Source organism: Pseudomonas sp. IAC-BECa141 (assembly GCF_020544405.1).
Classification (GTDB): Bacteria; Pseudomonadota; Gammaproteobacteria; order Pseudomonadales; family Pseudomonadaceae; genus Aquipseudomonas.
In genome coordinates this window covers 650,149-666,579 of record NZ_CP065410.1, presented here as the reverse complement: position 1 = coordinate 666,579, position 16,431 = coordinate 650,149, and the positions used below count along the sequence as shown (strand labels likewise).

General features: G+C 57.1%; 16 protein-coding genes. 10 read left to right on the top strand and 6 right to left on the bottom strand.

Annotation, left to right across the window (positions count from 1 at the left end; translation table 11 throughout):
- Positions 1-88: 88 nt before the first annotated feature.
- Positions 89-2,164: an AsmA family protein gene (locus tag I5961_RS02935; RefSeq protein ID WP_227234284.1), complete on the bottom strand. Its 2,076-nt coding sequence runs from the start codon at positions 2,162-2,164 to the stop codon at positions 89-91.
- Positions 2,165-2,546: 382 nt separating this feature from the next.
- On the opposite strand from I5961_RS02935, the gene I5961_RS02930 reads away from it, so the two are divergent.
- From I5961_RS02930 to I5961_RS02905, 6 genes are all read left to right on the top strand, one after another.
- Entirely contained in the window at positions 2,547-3,053 is a 507-nt protein-coding gene (locus I5961_RS02930; protein ID WP_085701281.1) for a hypothetical protein, read from the top strand.
- Positions 3,054-3,227: 174 nt separating this feature from the next.
- Complete coding sequence (locus tag I5961_RS02925) at positions 3,228-3,860, top strand: TetR family transcriptional regulator (RefSeq protein WP_007950628.1); 633 nt, start codon at positions 3,228-3,230, stop codon at positions 3,858-3,860.
- Between the two features lie 276 nt (positions 3,861-4,136).
- Complete coding sequence (gene ureE / locus I5961_RS02920; RefSeq protein ID WP_085701283.1) at positions 4,137-4,637, top strand: urease accessory protein UreE; 501 nt, start codon at positions 4,137-4,139, stop codon at positions 4,635-4,637.
- The gene (locus I5961_RS02915) at positions 4,634-5,308 is read left to right on the top strand and encodes an urease accessory protein UreF (protein WP_085703421.1); all 675 of its coding nucleotides are present in this window, start codon (positions 4,634-4,636) and stop codon (positions 5,306-5,308) included. The genes ureE and I5961_RS02915 overlap by 4 nt, the downstream gene beginning before the upstream one ends.
- 22 nt (positions 5,309-5,330) lie before the next feature.
- On the top strand, positions 5,331-5,945 hold the full coding sequence (ureG, locus tag I5961_RS02910) for an urease accessory protein UreG (protein ID WP_007950645.1): 615 nt from the start codon (positions 5,331-5,333) through the stop codon (positions 5,943-5,945).
- Between the two features lie 27 nt (positions 5,946-5,972).
- Complete coding sequence (locus I5961_RS02905; RefSeq protein WP_064379124.1) at positions 5,973-6,545, top strand: HupE/UreJ family protein; 573 nt, start codon at positions 5,973-5,975, stop codon at positions 6,543-6,545.
- 103 nt (positions 6,546-6,648) lie between these two features.
- Here the strand turns inward: I5961_RS02905 and I5961_RS02900 are convergent, their stop codons facing one another.
- On the bottom strand, positions 6,649-7,596 hold the full coding sequence (locus I5961_RS02900; RefSeq protein ID WP_227234178.1) for an IS110 family transposase: 948 nt from the start codon (positions 7,594-7,596) through the stop codon (positions 6,649-6,651).
- A gap of 321 nt (positions 7,597-7,917) precedes the next feature.
- On the opposite strand from I5961_RS02900, the gene I5961_RS02895 reads away from it, so the two are divergent.
- Positions 7,918-9,051: an AGE family epimerase/isomerase gene (locus tag I5961_RS02895; RefSeq protein WP_227234282.1), complete on the top strand. Its 1,134-nt coding sequence runs from the start codon at positions 7,918-7,920 to the stop codon at positions 9,049-9,051.
- Positions 9,052-9,094: 43 nt separating this feature from the next.
- Here the strand turns inward: I5961_RS02895 and I5961_RS02890 are convergent, their stop codons facing one another.
- Positions 9,095-9,859, bottom strand: coding sequence for an SDR family oxidoreductase (locus I5961_RS02890; protein WP_085701286.1), 765 nt, complete (start codon positions 9,857-9,859; stop codon positions 9,095-9,097).
- Between the two features lie 832 nt (positions 9,860-10,691).
- Between I5961_RS02890 and I5961_RS02885 the strand changes: the two genes are divergently transcribed.
- From I5961_RS02885 to I5961_RS02875, 3 genes are all read left to right on the top strand, one after another.
- Positions 10,692-11,141 carry a sce7726 family protein gene (locus I5961_RS02885; RefSeq protein ID WP_227234280.1) on the top strand — a complete coding sequence of 150 codons (450 nt, stop codon included), beginning with the start codon at positions 10,692-10,694 and terminating at the stop codon, positions 11,139-11,141.
- Between the two features lie 396 nt (positions 11,142-11,537).
- On the top strand, positions 11,538-12,446 hold the full coding sequence (locus I5961_RS02880) for a sce7725 family protein (protein ID WP_227234279.1): 909 nt from the start codon (positions 11,538-11,540) through the stop codon (positions 12,444-12,446).
- A gap of 4 nt (positions 12,447-12,450) precedes the next feature.
- Positions 12,451-13,488, top strand: a complete 1,038-nt coding sequence (locus I5961_RS02875) for an RES family NAD+ phosphorylase (RefSeq protein ID WP_085703416.1) — start codon at positions 12,451-12,453, stop codon at positions 13,486-13,488.
- A gap of 59 nt (positions 13,489-13,547) precedes the next feature.
- Here the strand turns inward: I5961_RS02875 and I5961_RS02870 are convergent, their stop codons facing one another.
- From I5961_RS02870 to livM, 3 genes are read right to left on the bottom strand one after another with little or no spacing between them, the layout of a single operon-like run.
- Positions 13,548-14,264 (bottom strand): ABC transporter ATP-binding protein, encoded by a 717-nt coding sequence (locus tag I5961_RS02870; RefSeq protein WP_064388664.1) that lies wholly within the window; start codon positions 14,262-14,264, stop codon positions 13,548-13,550.
- Positions 14,261-15,133: an ATP-binding cassette domain-containing protein gene (locus tag I5961_RS02865; RefSeq protein ID WP_085701287.1), complete on the bottom strand. Its 873-nt coding sequence runs from the start codon at positions 15,131-15,133 to the stop codon at positions 14,261-14,263. The genes I5961_RS02870 and I5961_RS02865 overlap by 4 nt, the downstream gene beginning before the upstream one ends.
- Positions 15,130-16,431, bottom strand: coding sequence for a high-affinity branched-chain amino acid ABC transporter permease LivM (gene livM / locus I5961_RS02860; protein WP_085701288.1), 1,302 nt, complete (start codon positions 16,429-16,431; stop codon positions 15,130-15,132). Before livM ends, I5961_RS02865 begins: the two co-directional genes overlap by 4 nt.

Genomic DNA, 16,431 nt, shown 5'->3' with positions numbered 1-16,431 from the left:
GCCGCCATGGACGCTCTGCGTCCGCTGTTGGGACGCGGAGCGTCCCGGGATGCATTCCAGAGCGTGGGAACGATCTGAGTTGCAGCAATTACCTGGTGGGTTTGACAGTTGCTGGCGCCTTGCCCGCCTTCATCTGCTCCAGCAACGGCGCGCACTGGTTTAGCTCGCCACCGCTCGGCGCCACCAGCGCCAGCAGCCCCGCCGCCGGCGCAGCGATCACACCCAGCGCCACCATCCCTGCTCCGCGCAACATCAGCGGCACGGCTTTGACCCCGGCATCCGGCTTGATGAACTTGCCGCGTACATAGAGCGGCGAACGCAGGGAAATCAGGCGCCAGCCCTTGGATTCCGGGGTCACGGTCAAATCCAGTTGCTCGGTCGCCATGTTCGCCGTGCCGTCGATGTAGATGATCGCGTTCTCGGTATCGAACACAAACAGCCGCGTGTTCGCCAGGCCGGTCTTGATGTCGAAGTCCGCCGCCGCGCAGTTGATCTTCACTTCCTTGTCGCCAAAGATCTTGCCGACCACGTAGTTGCCGACGTTGAGACCTGCCAGCTCCATCAACTCGCGACTGATCGCGCCGTCGTTGATCAGCATCTTCAGGTTGCCGTTGGCGCCGCCCAGCAATTTGGCCACCGAGTTGCCGCGACCGGTGATATCGGCATCGCCGTTGAGCTCGCCGAAACTGGTCTTCATCGGTTCGAAGGTCGGGAACAGCTGCTTGAGCTTGAACTTGCGCGCGGTCAGTTTGGCCCGGCCCTCCAACGGCTCGGTGCGACCGTTGAGGCGAATCTGCGCGTCGAGATTGCCGCCGGCCACGCCGAACCGCAGCGGCTCCAGGCTCAGTTCGCCGTCGTTGAGTTTGAGGTGGGTATAGAGGTCGGTGAACGGCAGTTCTTCGCTGTGGACAATGCGCTTGCCGGTGAATTCGACGTCGGCGTCCATGTCGCGCCAGCGTTCGGTCTTGAACTCTTCCACCGGCAGCACCTTGTCCGCCGGCTGTTTGCTCTCGCCGCCACGGGCCTTCTGCTTGGCATTGGAGTCGGCCCCGATCAGCGGCGCGAGGTCGGCAAACAGCAGTTGATTGGACAGCAGCGCACCACTCAGCTTGGGCCGTGGCTGACTGGCGACGTAGGCCAGATCACCATGGATGTCGCTGCTGCCGATCTTGCCGTTGAACTGTTCATAGCGAAATTGCGCACCGCCCGACTCGTGCAGTTTGGCGATCAAATGACCGTCGGTGGCGTACGGCGGGGTGTCCGGCAGTGTTACGCCGGTCAGCGGATACAGGTTGCCGAGGCTGGCGCCTGCCAGTTTCAGGCGCAGATCGAGGGCGCCGAGATTGAGCGGATCGGTCAAGGTACCGGCGAGTTCGATGCTGGTATCGCCGATTTTCGCCTGGGCCTGCAACGGGAACGGTTTGCTCGCATCCTGCAGGGCCAGCAGGCCGCCGATCTTGCCCTGGCCGGCGAGTTTCTGGCCGTGGTACTGGCCGGTGACTTTCAGGCCGAAGGCGTAATCCTGCGGCGCGCCGCCCTTGTCCTGTGCGGTTTTCGCCGCTTTGTCGCCGACGATGTCGCTGAACGGAATCGGCTTGCCCAGCGGATCGATCAACAGATCGAGGTTGGTCTTGAGGGTCTGGTCATCCAGGGTGACGTGGCCCTTGTCGAAACCGATGGCACCGATGTCGACCACCCAGTTCGAGGGCTCGGCATCCGGATCCTTGGGATCGAACTTGAAGGTCCAGTTGGCGCGGCCATCGGCAAGGCGCTGCAATTGCGCGTTCGGTTCGGTCAAGTCGATGCGCGGGATCGTCACCCGTTGTGCCAGCAAGGCCAGCGGCGAAATGCGCAATTCAACCCTTTTCAGGGTGACCATCTGCGGCTGCTTCGACCAGTCCGGATTGCCCAGAGTCAGGTCTTCGGCCACCACATGCGGCCACGGCACCCAGGCGCGCCAGCCGCCCTCGTCGAGTTCGCGCCGCCAGACCACCGACAGATTGCCGTTGATGGCAAACGATCGATGCAGTTCTTCCGAAACTTTGGCGTTGAGCGGCGGTTTGATCCGGTTCCAGTCGAAGAACACGATGATCAGCACCAGCACCGCCAGAAGCAGCACGAGGGTGGTGAAGGTCCAGGCGAAGATTTTACGCGCGCGCGTCATTGCACAAAGCTCCTGAAGACGACTGCATCCATTGGCACGACGCAGCTGAAACGACGGGCCATGATGGCCCTCATGAAATCTGTGACTGACAAACAGCCCGCAGGTTTAATCCAAAGCCCTATCGAGGGCAAAAAACGGTCGCCATTCTGACCGATCGGTCGAATGGGCGTTACCGGGCCCGCACATTTGCGGGGCGCAAGTGGGTGGAAAATACCCACCGCAGTGCAAAACCGCCCGCCTGAAACGCCCGAGCTAGAGCCTCCCAAGCGAACAATCAATTCTGTTGATTATTACCATTGTGTTTATGAACTTTTATATCGACTTATCGAGAGTAGCATTGCCCTCGTACCCACTTTATCGCCCTCCCAAGGAGCAACCCATCATGAAACGCCAACTTCTGTTCAGTCTTACCCTCTCGATGCTGGCCAGCACCGCATTCGCTCTGCCAGCTGCCGACCAAGCGACTCCACAAGTCAAAACCAGCCACTCGGTGTTCAGCCAGACTGTTGCCGCTGATGGTTCGGACCGCACTCCACAAGGCCAGACTCTGGCTGAAAACGGTCGTAACCGCCTGGAAGAAAAAGGCCTGGTTCAAGATGGCTATGACAAAACCCCTCAAGGTCAATTCGTAGCTGAAGGCGGCCGTGATCGCCTGGAAGAGAAAGGTCTGGTACAAGACGGCTCGGATCGCACTCCACAAGGGCAAATCCTGGCATCTGACGGTAGTGACCGTACCCCACAAGGCCAGACTCTGGCTTCTGACGGTGGCGACCGTACCCCACAAGGTCAGACCCTTGCTGCTGACGGCTACGATAAAACCCCACAAGGTCAAACCCTGGCCGAAGGTGGTGGTGACCGCGTGATCGAACGCAACAGCGCTTTGAGCTAAGCCCATGGCGGCCTGGAAAAAAAGCCCAATCCCCGGATTGGGCTTTTGACTTTTCATCAGCCGGTATAAAGAAGTCGAAACTTCCCTGCTCCCTCTCCCCCGCTGCCGTTCGACGCCGACAAAGCCGATTTGCTAGAGTGCGGCGCTTGTCTTGCCTAAGAACACACCCTTGCGATGCTGCCCCGCGCCGAACAGAAACAACAGACCCGCAACGCCCTGATGGACGCTGCCCGCCACTTGATGGAAAGCGGCCGAGGATTCGGCAGCCTGAGCCTGCGTGAAGTGACGAAAACCGCCGGCATCGTGCCCACCGGTTTCTACCGGCATTTCGCCGACATGGACGAACTCGGCCTGGTACTGGTCAGCGAAGTCGGCCAGACCTTCCGCGAAACCATCCGCCTGGTGCGCCACAACGAATTCGTCATGGGCGGGATCATCGATGCCTCGGTGCGAATCTTCCTCGACGTGGTCAGCGCCAACCGTTCGCAGTTCCTGTTTCTCGCCCGTGAGCAGTACGGCGGATCGTTGCCGGTGCGTCAGGCCATTGGCCGTTTGCGCGAGGACATCAGCTCCGACCTGGCGGCGGATCTGGCCTTGATGCCCAAACTTCAGCACCTCAATCGCGAAGGTTTGAGCGTGATGGCGGACCTGATCGTCAAATCGGTGTTTGCCACCCTGCCGGACATCATCGACCCGCCGGCCGAAGCCCTGCCCGAGCATCTGACGCCACAGGCGAAGATCACCCAGCAGTTGCGCTTCATCTTTATCGGGCTCAAGCACTGGCAAGGCCTTGGTAGTACCGAATAATTCCTCTCCAGCCCCAATACCCTGTGGGAGCGAGCTTGCTCGCGATAGCGGTGTGTCAGTCAACTCTATATGACTGGGCGGAAGCCATCGCGAGCAAGCTCGCTCCCACACTGGCTCTTGTTTGGTGCATGTAAAAAACTTCACGCACCAAAACACCTCACAATTCTGCAACATCTTGAAACATCCGCTACGCTCCGACAGGGTTTTCCTACATATCGTCCGATTGGCAAGCCCCTTGCTCTAGCCTGAGCATTGTCCATTGCTGGAAGCTTTCCGATGCTGGTGATTCATCGCAGAATCGACCCCCAACCCGTCTGGGCCGCCGAGTTGCACCTGAGCTTCGAAGCCAGGAGCAAAAGCCGGCTGCGCTGTTTCAGTGCCGAAGGCGAAGACGTCGGTCTGTTTCTGGAGCGCGGCCAGCCACCACTGTACGACGGCGAATGCCTGCAAGCCGAAGATGGCCGGATCGTCCGGGTCTGCGCCCGCCCCGAACAATTGCTTCACGTCACCTGCGCCAACGCCTTCGAACTGACTCGCGCGGCCTATCACCTGGGCAATCGCCATGTTGCGCTGCAAGTCGGTGACGGCTGGTTGCGGCTGCTCGACGATTACGTGCTCAAAGCGATGCTCGAACAGCTCGGTGCCGCCGTGGAATCGATCGAAGCGCCGTTCCAGCCGGAACACGGCGCCTACGGTGGCGGCCATCATCATTCGCGGCACGGTGACGAGGACTTCAACTACGCGCCGAAACTCCATCAGTTCGGCGTCCGTTTGTGAACCCGGCCTGGGCGCTGCTGCGCCTGGCCAGTCCGCAATTGCCGATTGGCGGCTACAGCTATTCCCAGGGCCTGGAGATGGCGGTGGATAACGGTCGCGTCGACAGCCCGGACAGCGCCCGCCGCTGGATCAGCGATCAGTTACTGCTCAATCTCGCCCGGTTCGAAGCCCCCATGCTGCTCGCCCATTGCCAGGCTGCGGCAAACGAAAGCTGGGATGAATTGCGCAGGCTCTGCGAAAGCCACCGCGCCAGCCGCGAAACCCGCGAACTGCATCTGGAGAGTCGGCAGATGGGCTACTCGTTGCAGCAGTTGCTCCACGGCTTGCCCGAACTCGACGCACCGGCCCGCGATTTTCTTGAGCAATGCACCGAACCGCACCTGGCCCTGTGCTGGGCATTTGCGGCCCGCGCCTGGCAGATCAGCCCGCAAGACGCCCTCGCCGCGTGGCTGTGGAGCTGGCTGGAAAACCAGCTCGCGGTGCTGATGAAAACCCTGCCGCTGGGCCAGCAAGCCGCGCAGCGCCTGACCAGCGAACTGCTGCCGCTGCTGCAGCAGGCGCAGCAGGACGCCACCCGAATCAATCCCGAACACCTCGGCAGCGCCGCGTTCGGTCTGTCCCTGGCGTGCATGGCCCATGAGCGCCAGTACAGCCGCCTGTTCCGTTCCTAGGGCCTTTTATCTGGAGAATCACATGAACACACAACCCCTGCGCGTCGGCATCGGTGGCCCGGTCGGTTCCGGCAAGACCGCATTGACCCTGGCCCTGTGCCTGGCCCTGCGCGAGCGCTACAACCTGGCGGTGGTCACCAACGACATCTACACCCGCGAAGACGCCGACTTCCTGGTGCGCAACGAAGCGCTGGCACCGGAGCGGATCATCGGCGTTGAAACCGGCGGCTGCCCGCACACCGCGATCCGCGAAGACGCCTCGATCAACCTCGAGGCGGTGGATCAACTGAACCGGCGTTTTCCGGGGCTGGACCTGATTCTGGTGGAGTCCGGTGGCGACAACCTTTCCGCGACCTTCAGCCCGGAACTGTCCGACCTGACCATCTACGTGATCGACGTGTCGGCCGGCGACAAGCTGCCGCGCAAGGGCGGGCCCGGCATTTGCAAATCCGACCTGCTGGTGATCAACAAGATCGACCTCGCGCCGCTGGTCGGCGCCTCGCTGGAGATGATGAACAGCGACACCCAACGCATGCGCAACGGCAAGCCGTTCGTGTTCAGCAACCAGAAAACCGGTCAGGGCCTGGAAGACATCATCGCCTTCATCGAACGCCAGGGCCTGCTGACCGCAGCCTGATTCACTGATCAACAAGGAAGCTTATCCATGACACTCAAACGCATTCTCGGCGCCGTCGCACTGCTGCTGACACCGGCCCTGGCCTTCGCCCACCCCGGTCACGGCGACTCTGGCCTGGTGGCCGGCATCAGCCACCCGATCGGCGGCCTCGACCATTTGCTGGCGATGGTGGCGGTCGGTCTGTGGGCGGCGCAGCAACAAGGCGCCGCGCGCTGGGCGCTGCCGTGCACCTTCGTCGGTACCATGCTGATCGGCGGCCTGCTCGGATTTGAAGGGCTGGAGTTGCCGGCGCTGGAAAGCGGGATTGCCGCGTCGGTGCTGGCGTTGGGCCTGGCGGTGGCACTGGCGGTGCGTCCGCCGCTGGTGATGGCGGTAGCGGCGACGGCGCTGTTTGCGCTGTTCCATGGCGTGGCCCATGGCCTGGAGCTGCCGGACATGTCGAGCCCATGGGCCTATGCCGCAGGTTTCGTGGTCGCAACGGCTGCCCTGCATGCGGCGGGTTATGCGGTGGTTCGGTTTCTACCTCAGGCTGCCGCGCCGCTGGTTCGACTGGCCGGAGCGGCTTCGGCGGTGACCGGCGCGTGGTTGCTGGCCGGCTGATTTCTATCGCCTGATCAGGCCTCTTCGCGAGCAAGCTCGCTCCCACAAGGTTTGTAAACGCTGCAAAACCAATGTGGGAGATTCTATGGTTTAGGGGAAACCCTCAACTTGCTTTCGGCTGGTATTCGCTCTGCCCCTTTAGTAGTGCGAATACGACCCGAGCAAGTTTACGGGCCAGAATCACCAGTGCCTGAGTGGTGCTGAACCCTTTAGCTCGTTGCTCTTCATAAAAACCTTTCCAGGTCGCTGTTCGGCTGGCCGACATGGCTGCATTGTGCAAAAGTCGGCGCGCCTCCGGATCACCTCGTTTTGTCAGACTGCGACGACCGTCCTTCTGCCCCGACTGTGAAACCCGTAAATCCATCCCCAAAAAAGCGATGAATGCGTCAGCGTTTTTAAACTCGCCCCGTTGAAACGCCGCGATCAGGCGAGCTCCAGTCAAAAAGCCTATGCCTTCAACTTTCATGCAGCGCCTTAGATGGACAAGTAAACCGGCCTCTTTAAGGAGGTCGTTGATCATCTTCTCGACCAGCACTTCAAGCCTCTGCATTGAGGCTATTTGCTCGGCAAAAGCGGCTTTGAGCAGCGGCTCATTTGCCCAGCTCTGTACCAGGCCAACTCGTGCCTGAACCAGCGCGGCGCGCCGGCGGAAAAGGCTCAAGAGCTGACGATACAGCGGCGATGGTGGAGTCCATGGGTGAAGCTCTTCATATTCGTTTTTCAGATAACGGGCGAGCAGCTTTGCATCCAGCGCGTCGGTTTTGGCGCGAACCTTCACACCTTTGCGGTAGTGGCTTAGTTCATAGCCACCGACCATGTAAATCGTGCAGCCGGCATCATGGGCCAGATCGGCGAATTCCAAGTGATAGATATTGGTCGACTCAATTGCTATGTCGACCGGTGCCGGCAAGGTTTTCAGCCATTTCTTGATGGCTGGCTTGTTATTGGGAAGCGTCTCCAGCAGATCCAGTTCGGTCTGGTAGATCACCAGCTCATCTTTGGCGACATCCACGCCCACGATTGGCTTGGAAACAGAAACCGACATTGCCATTGAACACCCCCCGAGATATGGTTTTGAGCACTTGAAGGGCTCACCCAGAGGCGCAGGCTTGTTCCTATCGTCGGTCTAGCCAGATGCATTCTTTATCGGCGCTTGGGTGAAAGGAGGAGGGGCGAAATCTCCCACGGATCTGTACTGCGCCAACAGTCAGAATCGAGCCTTGTCCCTCCTCCTCCCTTCAAGTACCAGCATACAAGCGAGCTTGGTCCGGGCGGCGATCCGACGAAGACGGACTGACAGACACCGCGTCTCATCACGCCGTTGCTCTGCTACCATGTCGCGCAATCGCCCCTGCCGTGACGACGTCCGCCCATGCCCCACGCTTCCCGCTCCACCTCCCTGCCTGAATTGACCGCCCTGTTCGGTGAAGTGCAACAGCACTTTCTGGACGTGATCGTGCCCCTCTGGCAAGGACCGGGCTGGAACGCCGACATGGCGCTGCCCTACGAGGCGTTGGACGCCGCGCACCAGCCGCTGCCACCGCAGCGCTATCGGGCCATGGCCTGCGCACGGCAGCTGTATCTGTTTTCCAGCCTGATCGGGGTTGTGGATAACGCCGAAGTCCGCGCGGCTGCGCTGTTCCGCTCCCTGCAACGACACTTCCACGATGCCGAACACGGCGGCTGGTTCTACAGCATTGATCCGCAGGGCAAACCGCTGGATCAGCGCAAGGATCTCTACACCCACGCCTTCATCCTGTTCGCTTGCGCCCACTATTGGGACAAGTCTCGCGAGCCGTTGGTGGAATCCACGCTCAACGCCGCGCTGGAAGTCATCGGCCGGCGTTTCGCCACTGGTGATGGCCTTTACGAAGCCTGCCTGGACCGCGACTGGATCACACTGGAAACCGGCCCGCTGCAAAACCCGCTGATGCACCTGGCCGAGGCGTTCCTGGCCACGCTGGCTGTGCGCGAAGACGCGAAGGTCAAGCAAGCGCTGAGCGAGTTATGCACAGCCATGCACAAGCACTTCGTTGATCCGCAAGCCGGTGTGCTGATGGAAAAACCGCTGGGAGCTGTGGATAACTGGTATGAGCCTGGCCATCAGTTCGAGTGGTATTTCCTGCTGGAGTCCTCGCCCCTGCTGCGCAGCTCGAAACTGCATGCCGCGCTGGACCGGGCCTTTGCCTTCACCGAGCAGTACGGCGTGGTGCAATCGTCCGGCGCGGTGCGGGCCATGCTTGATCTGAATATGGACGGGCGGCCAAAAGATTCGACCCAACGTATCTGGGCCCAGGCCGAATACCTGCGCGCCCTGACATTACGCCCGGACAGTGAAAGCGCGGTGCTGCGCCAATTGCAGGCGTTGCAGCAGCGCTTCCTGCATACCGGTGGCTGGCATGAATGCCGCGACGAGCGAGGCGAGGTCAGCCGCAAGGACATGCCGTCGACCACGCCGTATCACTTGGCGACCTGCTATGCCGGTCTGGCGGAATATCTCCGCTGACGGATAAATCGCCAGCTGTGCTGGCGACAGGTCGTTATCCGGTTCAAGCCTTGTTGCGCTCGATGGCAAAACCCGCCCAGGTCTGGCTGACCGGCATCAGTTCCAGGCTGTTGATGTTGATGTGCGCCGGGGCATTCAGTACCCAGAAAATCGTCTCGGCGATGTCCTGCGGCTGGATCGGCTCGGCACCGGCGTAGGTCGCGTCATAACGCGCCTGATCACCGCCGAAACGCACCAGCGAGAACTCGCTCTCGCACAGGCCCGGCTCGATGTTGCTGACGCGCACGCCAGTGCCCTGCAAGTCGCAACGCAGGTTCAGCGAGAACTGTTTGACGAACGCTTTGGTCGCGCCGTAAACGTGACTGCCCGGGTACGGATAGTTACCAGCGATAGAGCCGAGGTTGACGATGCCGGCGCCGCGACCGTGAGCGATCAGGCGTGGCAGCAGCAGACGGGTGCTGTACATCAGGCCTTTGACGTTGGTGTCGACCATGGTGTCCCAATCGTCGAGGTCGCACTTCGGTGCAGGGTCTACGCCCAGCGCCAGCCCGGCGTTGTTGATCAGGCCGCGCAGTTTGGCGAACGACGGTGGCAGGTTGGCAATCGCCTCCTCCATCGCCTTGCGATCACGCACGTCCAGCACCAGCCCATGCACTTCGGTCTGCTTCGACAGCTCGGCGCACAGCGCGTTGAGACGTTCTTCACGACGACCGGTCAGCACCAGTTTCCAGCCGGCCTCGGCAAAACGACGGGCACAGGCTTCACCAAAACCGGAGGTCGCGCCGGTGATAAACAGGGTGTTGGACATCGTGTTCTCCTTGCTTCGGCCGCAGGGGCAGCCATTGGAATAGAAAATCAGCGGGCAGCATGCCCGGCCCTGCTTTAGCCGGCAACCACCGAATCCTGCTCATTAATTGATCAACGGCCGCTACGCCATACGCACCGTGGCCTGTAGCCATGTGCACGCACGTTATCCACAAGCCCTTCCACAGTTTCCGGGGGCAAGTGGGAAAGCGCAAAGCCGCGCCACACAAGGCTTTGCGGGCGATTCAGAAAGTTTTTTGCTTGACCCTGCACAATCAGTTGTGCCGGCAAGAGCATTTCGCACGACCGGCCGGTCATGGCCATGATTGCGCGAGGCCAGCAATTACGGCCCTCAGCCGAGTCTTTCCAGAGTTTAATCACAGACTTATCCACAGGAATGACCACAGCGATCCGCGTCGTTTTGCACCTCGATAAAAAGGTTGACAAACGGGCCTTCTCCTCAGCAAAAACACACTGTTCAAAAAACAAACACACCTCTGCAAGCCACGGTTTTCAAGGCTTTCAGCCAGCTACACCCACGTTATTCACAGCCAGCTCCACAGCAAACGGGGACAAGTCAAAACTGTGGAAAAACAGCCATTTGCAGCGGCTTTATGTCGCGCTTTGGCAAGTTTTCAGAATGTTTTCCACAATTTGGCTTCGCCCTTGACCGCAAAGCCGCAGGTAGGGGTAATCGGACTACGAAAAATCGCACGGAAGGGAATTGAAATACCGCGCTTGTGGTCCGTTATCACTTGCTATGAAGGTGGATGATTGATATTTTTTGCCCAATTATTTTGTCTTTTTTGTAACCCGCACTTGGAGTCCAGTGCTTAATGCTGACTCATAAAGAAATTTCTAAACTATTCTCCAGTAAGCGGATTTTAGAAATATGCAATGGCGACTTTACATTCCTCAAAAAAGTTGCAACTAACTATCAATCAAATCTGAGCAACCCATACACCCCCCAAGAAGTTTATGAGGTCTGCTACAAAGATCTTTCTCGAAATTATCGCGGAGAGTATTTTTTCAAGAACACTGTAACCGAAAAAATATTACTTGGCCGACACTCGACGAATACTGCAACCGCAATATCAGAATTCAGGGTAGGGAAAAGCAAGGCAGACTGTGTGATCGTTAACGGAAGCTCAACCTGCTACGAGATAAAATCCGAATACGACAACTTAGATCGCTTAGACAACCAACTTCACAACTACCAAAAACTCTTTGACAAAGTCTACATTGTCACATCAGAAAACCACATTGAGCATATCGAGAAAAAGTAAGTCCCGAAATAGGAATAATCCTATTGACAAAAAGAAACTCTCTTAGCCAAATCAGAGAAGCTAAGTCAAATGAAAACGAAATTGATGTACCCACACTGATCCGTTCACTAAGGGTTGGTGAGTACACGGAAATTGTAAAGCTAATCTATGGTTCTATCCCAAACTGCTCGAATACGGAAATATTTGATACTTGCGAAAAGCTACTGAGGCAGGCACCACCTGTTCGTGTTCGAAATTTTTTCTGCAAAGTAATTAAAAAAAGCCGCTCCATTGAAAACAACTTCATAAACAATCTTCCACGCGCTCTTTTGACAGCCGGCATAAGTTACAAATTCTCAAAAACCAAAAAATAGCTTTATTAGAAAACCTCAAACAAAACATAAGTAAGGATGCTTTATGTACTACCCAATACTTAGAAGCAAGCAATTTGAACTAATTGCTCTCCGAGAACTCTCAGCCGTGCTTTCTCCGGAGCTCATAACCCCACTCATTGAACCCGTACGAGCTAATCTCAAACCCCTAACCACTACAATTGGCGTGTTAAATGAGAAAGGGATAGTACCGATAGTAATAGTCAACCCTTCCCTGGGGGACTTCTCCAAGACCAAAGTTCTAATCCAGCAAGAGCTTGATGGTCCGGAGAACAATGAGTATATGCCCTGCTTTAAAATCATTAGCGGAAGCGATCCAATTTTGGATCAAATCAGCTACATGGATACTGACTATGCCGTTTTCATAGAAAACGGAATGGATCGCCAGTTAATAGAACGTACAAAAAATGCAAAGATAATTTTCGCAAACCAGGATAAAGTAGTTCCTGGCGCTATTGCTTTGATGAAAAACGTTGTTCTATATCGAAATTCGTTTAATAAACAAACCAGAAATGCTGATTATGGTGACAGGTCTTTCTTCTCAAACCTGCACACGGAATATAAGAAAACAGGCAATGTGGTCGGTTTCGGAGACTTCACGATTTCGAGTGAGGAGTACAGTGAGTCGGGGGGGCCTGCCTATGTAGTGACAATACATCTAAGCTATATAGACACAGAAGAATTCGACGCGATGTACGTCAATCACTTTTCATCCTACAACGACGAGTCCCCAACGAACCCTGGCGGTAAGTTTAAAGATGCGCTCGACAAACTAGTTCAATCCGCAAGATCAAATATGGGCATCTACTACCACTCAACTGGACTACAAGGTTTTTTTGAGCTGCACGAAAAACCATTCCCCGGTTTAGGCCAAGTCAAAAAACTTTCTTTAAAACATCACATAGAAACGATTTGCGACTACATCAAGGAGTGATGTTATGGCATTTTGCTGCACCGCCTGCTTTTACGACACAGCGATAATTGAAAAGATAAACTCAAATTCGACTATTGCTCGCTGCGGGCACTGCGGCTCGAATAGAGTCGCATGTGCTTTACCGTCTGAACTTAAGAATAAGATGGAGCTGTTCACCTATGGCTTAACAGAGAGCCCCACCGGAATAAAATTTTCAGAAATAATTTCATCTATATACTGCATAACCTCCCCAAACGTCAGAGATCCTGAAGCGTTATTGGATGAAATATTCGCTGAGCCCGGCATTGGCGAAAAGCGTTTTGAGTTTGAATTTGACTTAGGGGATCACACTCGACAATGGGAGGAATTTAAAGTAGAGCTGAAACATCGAAATCGCTTCTTTCCAAAAAACACGATCTACTCATCTGTATTTCAGCCTCCCTCAGAAGTATCTGATAGCGATGTTTTCTTTCAGCTATTAGAACAACTTACAACACCAATATACAGGGCAGAGACATTTTACAGAGCTCGAATATCAGATACAGCACTTTCTGATACCGACATGAGTTGTCCACCAGAGGAAAAGGTGACCGGCGGTAGAGCGAACCCTCGAGGGATCCCGTATTTATATCTAGCAGAAAACATAGACACATGCATCAACGAAGTAAGACCCAGCAACTCAAGCCAAGTCTACGTAGCAACCTTCCACCCCCAGAAAGACTTATTAATACTAGACCTTACATCGCCGCGACGGATGTGCTCGGCTGCTTCGTTCGAAGAACACCAACTCCCGGCAGTTCTAAATTTTCTGAACCTTTTAGAATCGCTATCGCTGGACCTTTCTAAGCCAATACGCCCAGAAAACAGCAATTTAGAATATATCCCGACTCAATTTTTATGCGAATTTATTAAATCACAAGCGAAATTTGACGGATTGGCATTCAAGAGTTCTTTTGACTCTGGTGTTAATTACGTGATCTTTAACTCTTCACTACTTACACCTAGCCAGCCAGAAAAATTCACAATTACTCGCACTAGTCATGAGTTCTCGAATATACAGTAGAGAAATTTGGTGAAAACAAAATTAGTCGCTGTAGTGACCTACAGCGACTAATAACCAACTCAGTGACCGCCGAGGTAAGCGTTACGCACCTCCTCGTTCACCAGCAGCTCCTTGCCGGTGCCCGTCAGGCGGATCTCGCCGTTGACCATCACGTAGGCCCGGTCGGACAGTTTCAACGCATGGTTGGCGTTCTGCTCGACGAGGAAGATGGTCATGCCGGTTTTCGCCAGTTCCCGCAGGGTGGCGAAGATCTGTTTCACCACGATCGGCGCCAGGCCCAGGCTCGGCTCATCCAGCAGCAACAGCTTGGGCCGGCTCATCAGCGCCCGGGCGATGGCAAGCATCTGCTGCTCGCCGCCGGACATGGTCATCGCGCGTTGATTGCGGCGTTCTTCGAGCCGCGGAAACAGCTCGAACATGCGCTGCATGTCTTCCTTGGCGTACTTGTCGCCGATCGGGATGGTGCCCATCAGCAGGTTTTCCTCGACGGTCATGTCGGGGAACACCCGCCGCCCTTCCGGCGACTGCGCGATGCCGTTGGAGGCGATGTAGTGCGATGACTTGTGGGTAATGTCCACGCCCTGATAGAGGATCTGACCGCCCGCCGCGCGAGGCTGGCCGAAGATCGACATCAACAGCGTCGACTTGCCCGCACCGTTGGAGCCGATCAGGCTGACGGTTTCGCCTTCGTTGATCTGCAGCGAAACGCCTTTGAGGGCCTGGATCGGGCCGTAGAACACGTCCAGATCCTTGAGTTCGAGGATGGGTTGCGTCATACGACTTCCTCTTCGTCGGCGCCCAGGTAGGCCGCGATCACCTTCGGATCGTTACGAATGGCATCCGGACCGCCCTCGGCGATGACGATGCCGTGGTCCAGCACCACGATGTGATCGGAAATGCTCATTACCATGCCCATGTCGTGTTCGATCAGCACCACGGTCAGATCGTGCTCGTCGCGCAGCAGCCGGATCATCGCGCTCAGCGCTTCGGTTTCCTGAGGGTTGAGGCCGGCGGCCGGTTCGTCGAGGCAGATGATCTGCGGCCGCGTGCACATGGCCCGGGCGATTTCCAGACGGCGTTGCTGGCCGTAGGACAGTTCACCGGCCAGACGGTTGGCGCAGTCCACCAGATCCACCACTTCCAGCCAGTAGAACGCGCAGTCCAGCGCGTCGCTTTCAGCCTTGCGATAGCCCTTGGTGTTGAAGATGCCGGCCAGCATGTTGCGGTTGACCCACATGTGCTGCGCCACCAGCAGGTTTTCCAGCACCGACATTTCCTTGAACAGGCGAATGTTCTGGAACGTCCGGGCCAGGCCCGCGCGGTTCACCAGATGGGTGCCACCGAACATCTTGTAGTACAGGCGACTGGCGAAGTTTTTCGGTGAGACGAAGTCGGTCGGCTTGAACGATTCGCCCAGCAGCTGGATTACGTTGGTCTGCCGGCCGCGCACGTTGAGTTCGATCTTGCCGCCGGAGGCCTTGTAGAAGCCGGTCAGGCAGTTGAATACCGTGGTCTTGCCGGCGCCGTTGGGGCCGATCAGGGCAAAGATCGAGTTGCGTTTGACCTTCAGGCTGACATCGCTCAAGGCCTTGATGCCACCGAAATGCATCATCAGTTTTTCAACAGAGAGTACGACTTCACTCATGGCGCAGTCCTCTCATAGTGAATGGCACCTTTGCGTGGAGTGACCCCGGTACGGCTGATGCGGATCAGCCCGCGCGGTCGCCAGATCATCATCAACACCATCAGGATCCCGAACAGCAGCACGCGGTATTCGGCGAAGCCGCGCAGCAGTTCCGGGGCGACGGTCAGCACGAACGCTGCGATCACCACACCGATGGTCGAGCCCATGCCGCCGAGCACGACGATGGCGAGGATCAGCGCCGACTCGAAGAAGGTGAACGAGGTCGGGTTGACGAAGCCTTGGTAGGTGGCGAAGAACACCCCCGCCAGACCCGCCGTGGATGCACCGATGGCGAACGCCGAGAGCTTGACCAGCACGTGGTTCAAACCCATCGAGCGGCAGGCGATTTCGTCTTCGCGCAGAGCTTCCCAGGCGCGGCCGACCGGCATTTTCACCAGACGATGCTTGATGTAAAGCACGGCCAGCACCACCAGGAACAGCACCGCATAGATGAAGTAATACTTCACGTCCGGGTTGTAGGCGATGCCGAAAAACTCGTGGAACGGCACCCCGCCATCTTTCGCCCGCTTGCCGAATTCCAGACCGAAGAAGGTCGGCAGTGGCGCCGGCATGCCGTTAGGGCCGCCAGTCAGCGATAGCCAGTTGTTGAGTACCAGACGAATGATTTCACCGAAGCCCAGGGTCACGATCGCCAGGTAGTCGCCATGCAGGCGCAGCACCGGGAAACCGAGGATGCAACCGGCGAGTCCGGCAGTGATCGCCGCCAGCGGCAGCACCGTCCAGAAGCCCAGCCCGAGGTACTGGTAACCGAGCGCCAGACCGTAGGCGCCGATGGCGTAGAACGCCACGTAACCCAGGTCGAGCAGCCCGGCGAGACCGACCACGATGTTCAGCCCCAGCCCCAGCAGCACGTAGATCAGTCCGAGGATGACCACGCCCAGCAGGTACGAGTTGGAAACGAAAGGCACGATCACGGCGATCACGATCAGCAGCGGGATGATCCAGCGCAGCCTGGATTTGTGATCGGCGGGCAGCACATGCACGCCTGAACCGGAGCTCTCGAATCCTTCGAGGATTTTCAGGCCCCTGGGGGTTTGCAGGAACAGGCTCAGGGCAAACCGGCCGGCCATGACGATGGCAATGATCCACGCCACGCGGGTCGGTTCGAGGTTGAAGCTGTAGCCGTCGAGTACCACGCCGACAATCGGCCCGAACACGATCAGGGCGATCAGACCGGCGAGAATCGCCTCAACCAGGCTCTTTTTCACATCAATGGATTTTGCAGTGGTTGAAGACAT

Bases quoted from the DNA above. Each gene is read 5' to 3' on its own strand.
- I5961_RS02930 (WP_085701281.1), top strand. From the start codon at position 2,547: ATGAAACGCCAACTTCTGTTCAGTCTTACCCTCTCGATGCTGGCCAGC.
- ureE (WP_085701283.1), top strand. From the start codon at position 4,137: ATGCTGGTGATTCATCGCAGAATCGACCCCCAACCCGTCTGGGCCGCC.
- I5961_RS02865 (WP_085701287.1), bottom strand. From the start codon at position 15,133: ATGAGTGAAGTCGTACTCTCTGTTGAAAAACTGATGATGCATTTCGGT.
- I5961_RS02870 (WP_064388664.1), bottom strand. From the start codon at position 14,264: ATGACGCAACCCATCCTCGAACTCAAGGATCTGGACGTGTTCTACGGC.
- I5961_RS02890 (WP_085701286.1), bottom strand. From the start codon at position 9,859: ATGTCCAACACCCTGTTTATCACCGGCGCGACCTCCGGTTTTGGTGAA.
- I5961_RS02905 (WP_064379124.1), top strand. From the start codon at position 5,973: ATGACACTCAAACGCATTCTCGGCGCCGTCGCACTGCTGCTGACACCG.
- I5961_RS02935 (WP_227234284.1), bottom strand. From the start codon at position 2,164: ATGACGCGCGCGCGTAAAATCTTCGCCTGGACCTTCACCACCCTCGTG.
- ureG (WP_007950645.1), top strand. From the start codon at position 5,331: ATGAACACACAACCCCTGCGCGTCGGCATCGGTGGCCCGGTCGGTTCC.
- I5961_RS02925 (WP_007950628.1), top strand. From the start codon at position 3,228: ATGCTGCCCCGCGCCGAACAGAAACAACAGACCCGCAACGCCCTGATG.
- livM (WP_085701288.1), bottom strand. From the start codon at position 16,431: ATGTCTTCAACCACTGCAAAATCCATTGATGTGAAAAAGAGCCTGGTT.
- I5961_RS02880 (WP_227234279.1), top strand. From the start codon at position 11,538: ATGTACTACCCAATACTTAGAAGCAAGCAATTTGAACTAATTGCTCTC.
- I5961_RS02875 (WP_085703416.1), top strand. From the start codon at position 12,451: ATGGCATTTTGCTGCACCGCCTGCTTTTACGACACAGCGATAATTGAA.
- I5961_RS02895 (WP_227234282.1), top strand. From the start codon at position 7,918: ATGCCCCACGCTTCCCGCTCCACCTCCCTGCCTGAATTGACCGCCCTG.
- I5961_RS02900 (WP_227234178.1), bottom strand. From the start codon at position 7,596: ATGGCAATGTCGGTTTCTGTTTCCAAGCCAATCGTGGGCGTGGATGTC.
- I5961_RS02885 (WP_227234280.1), top strand. From the start codon at position 10,692: ATGCTGACTCATAAAGAAATTTCTAAACTATTCTCCAGTAAGCGGATT.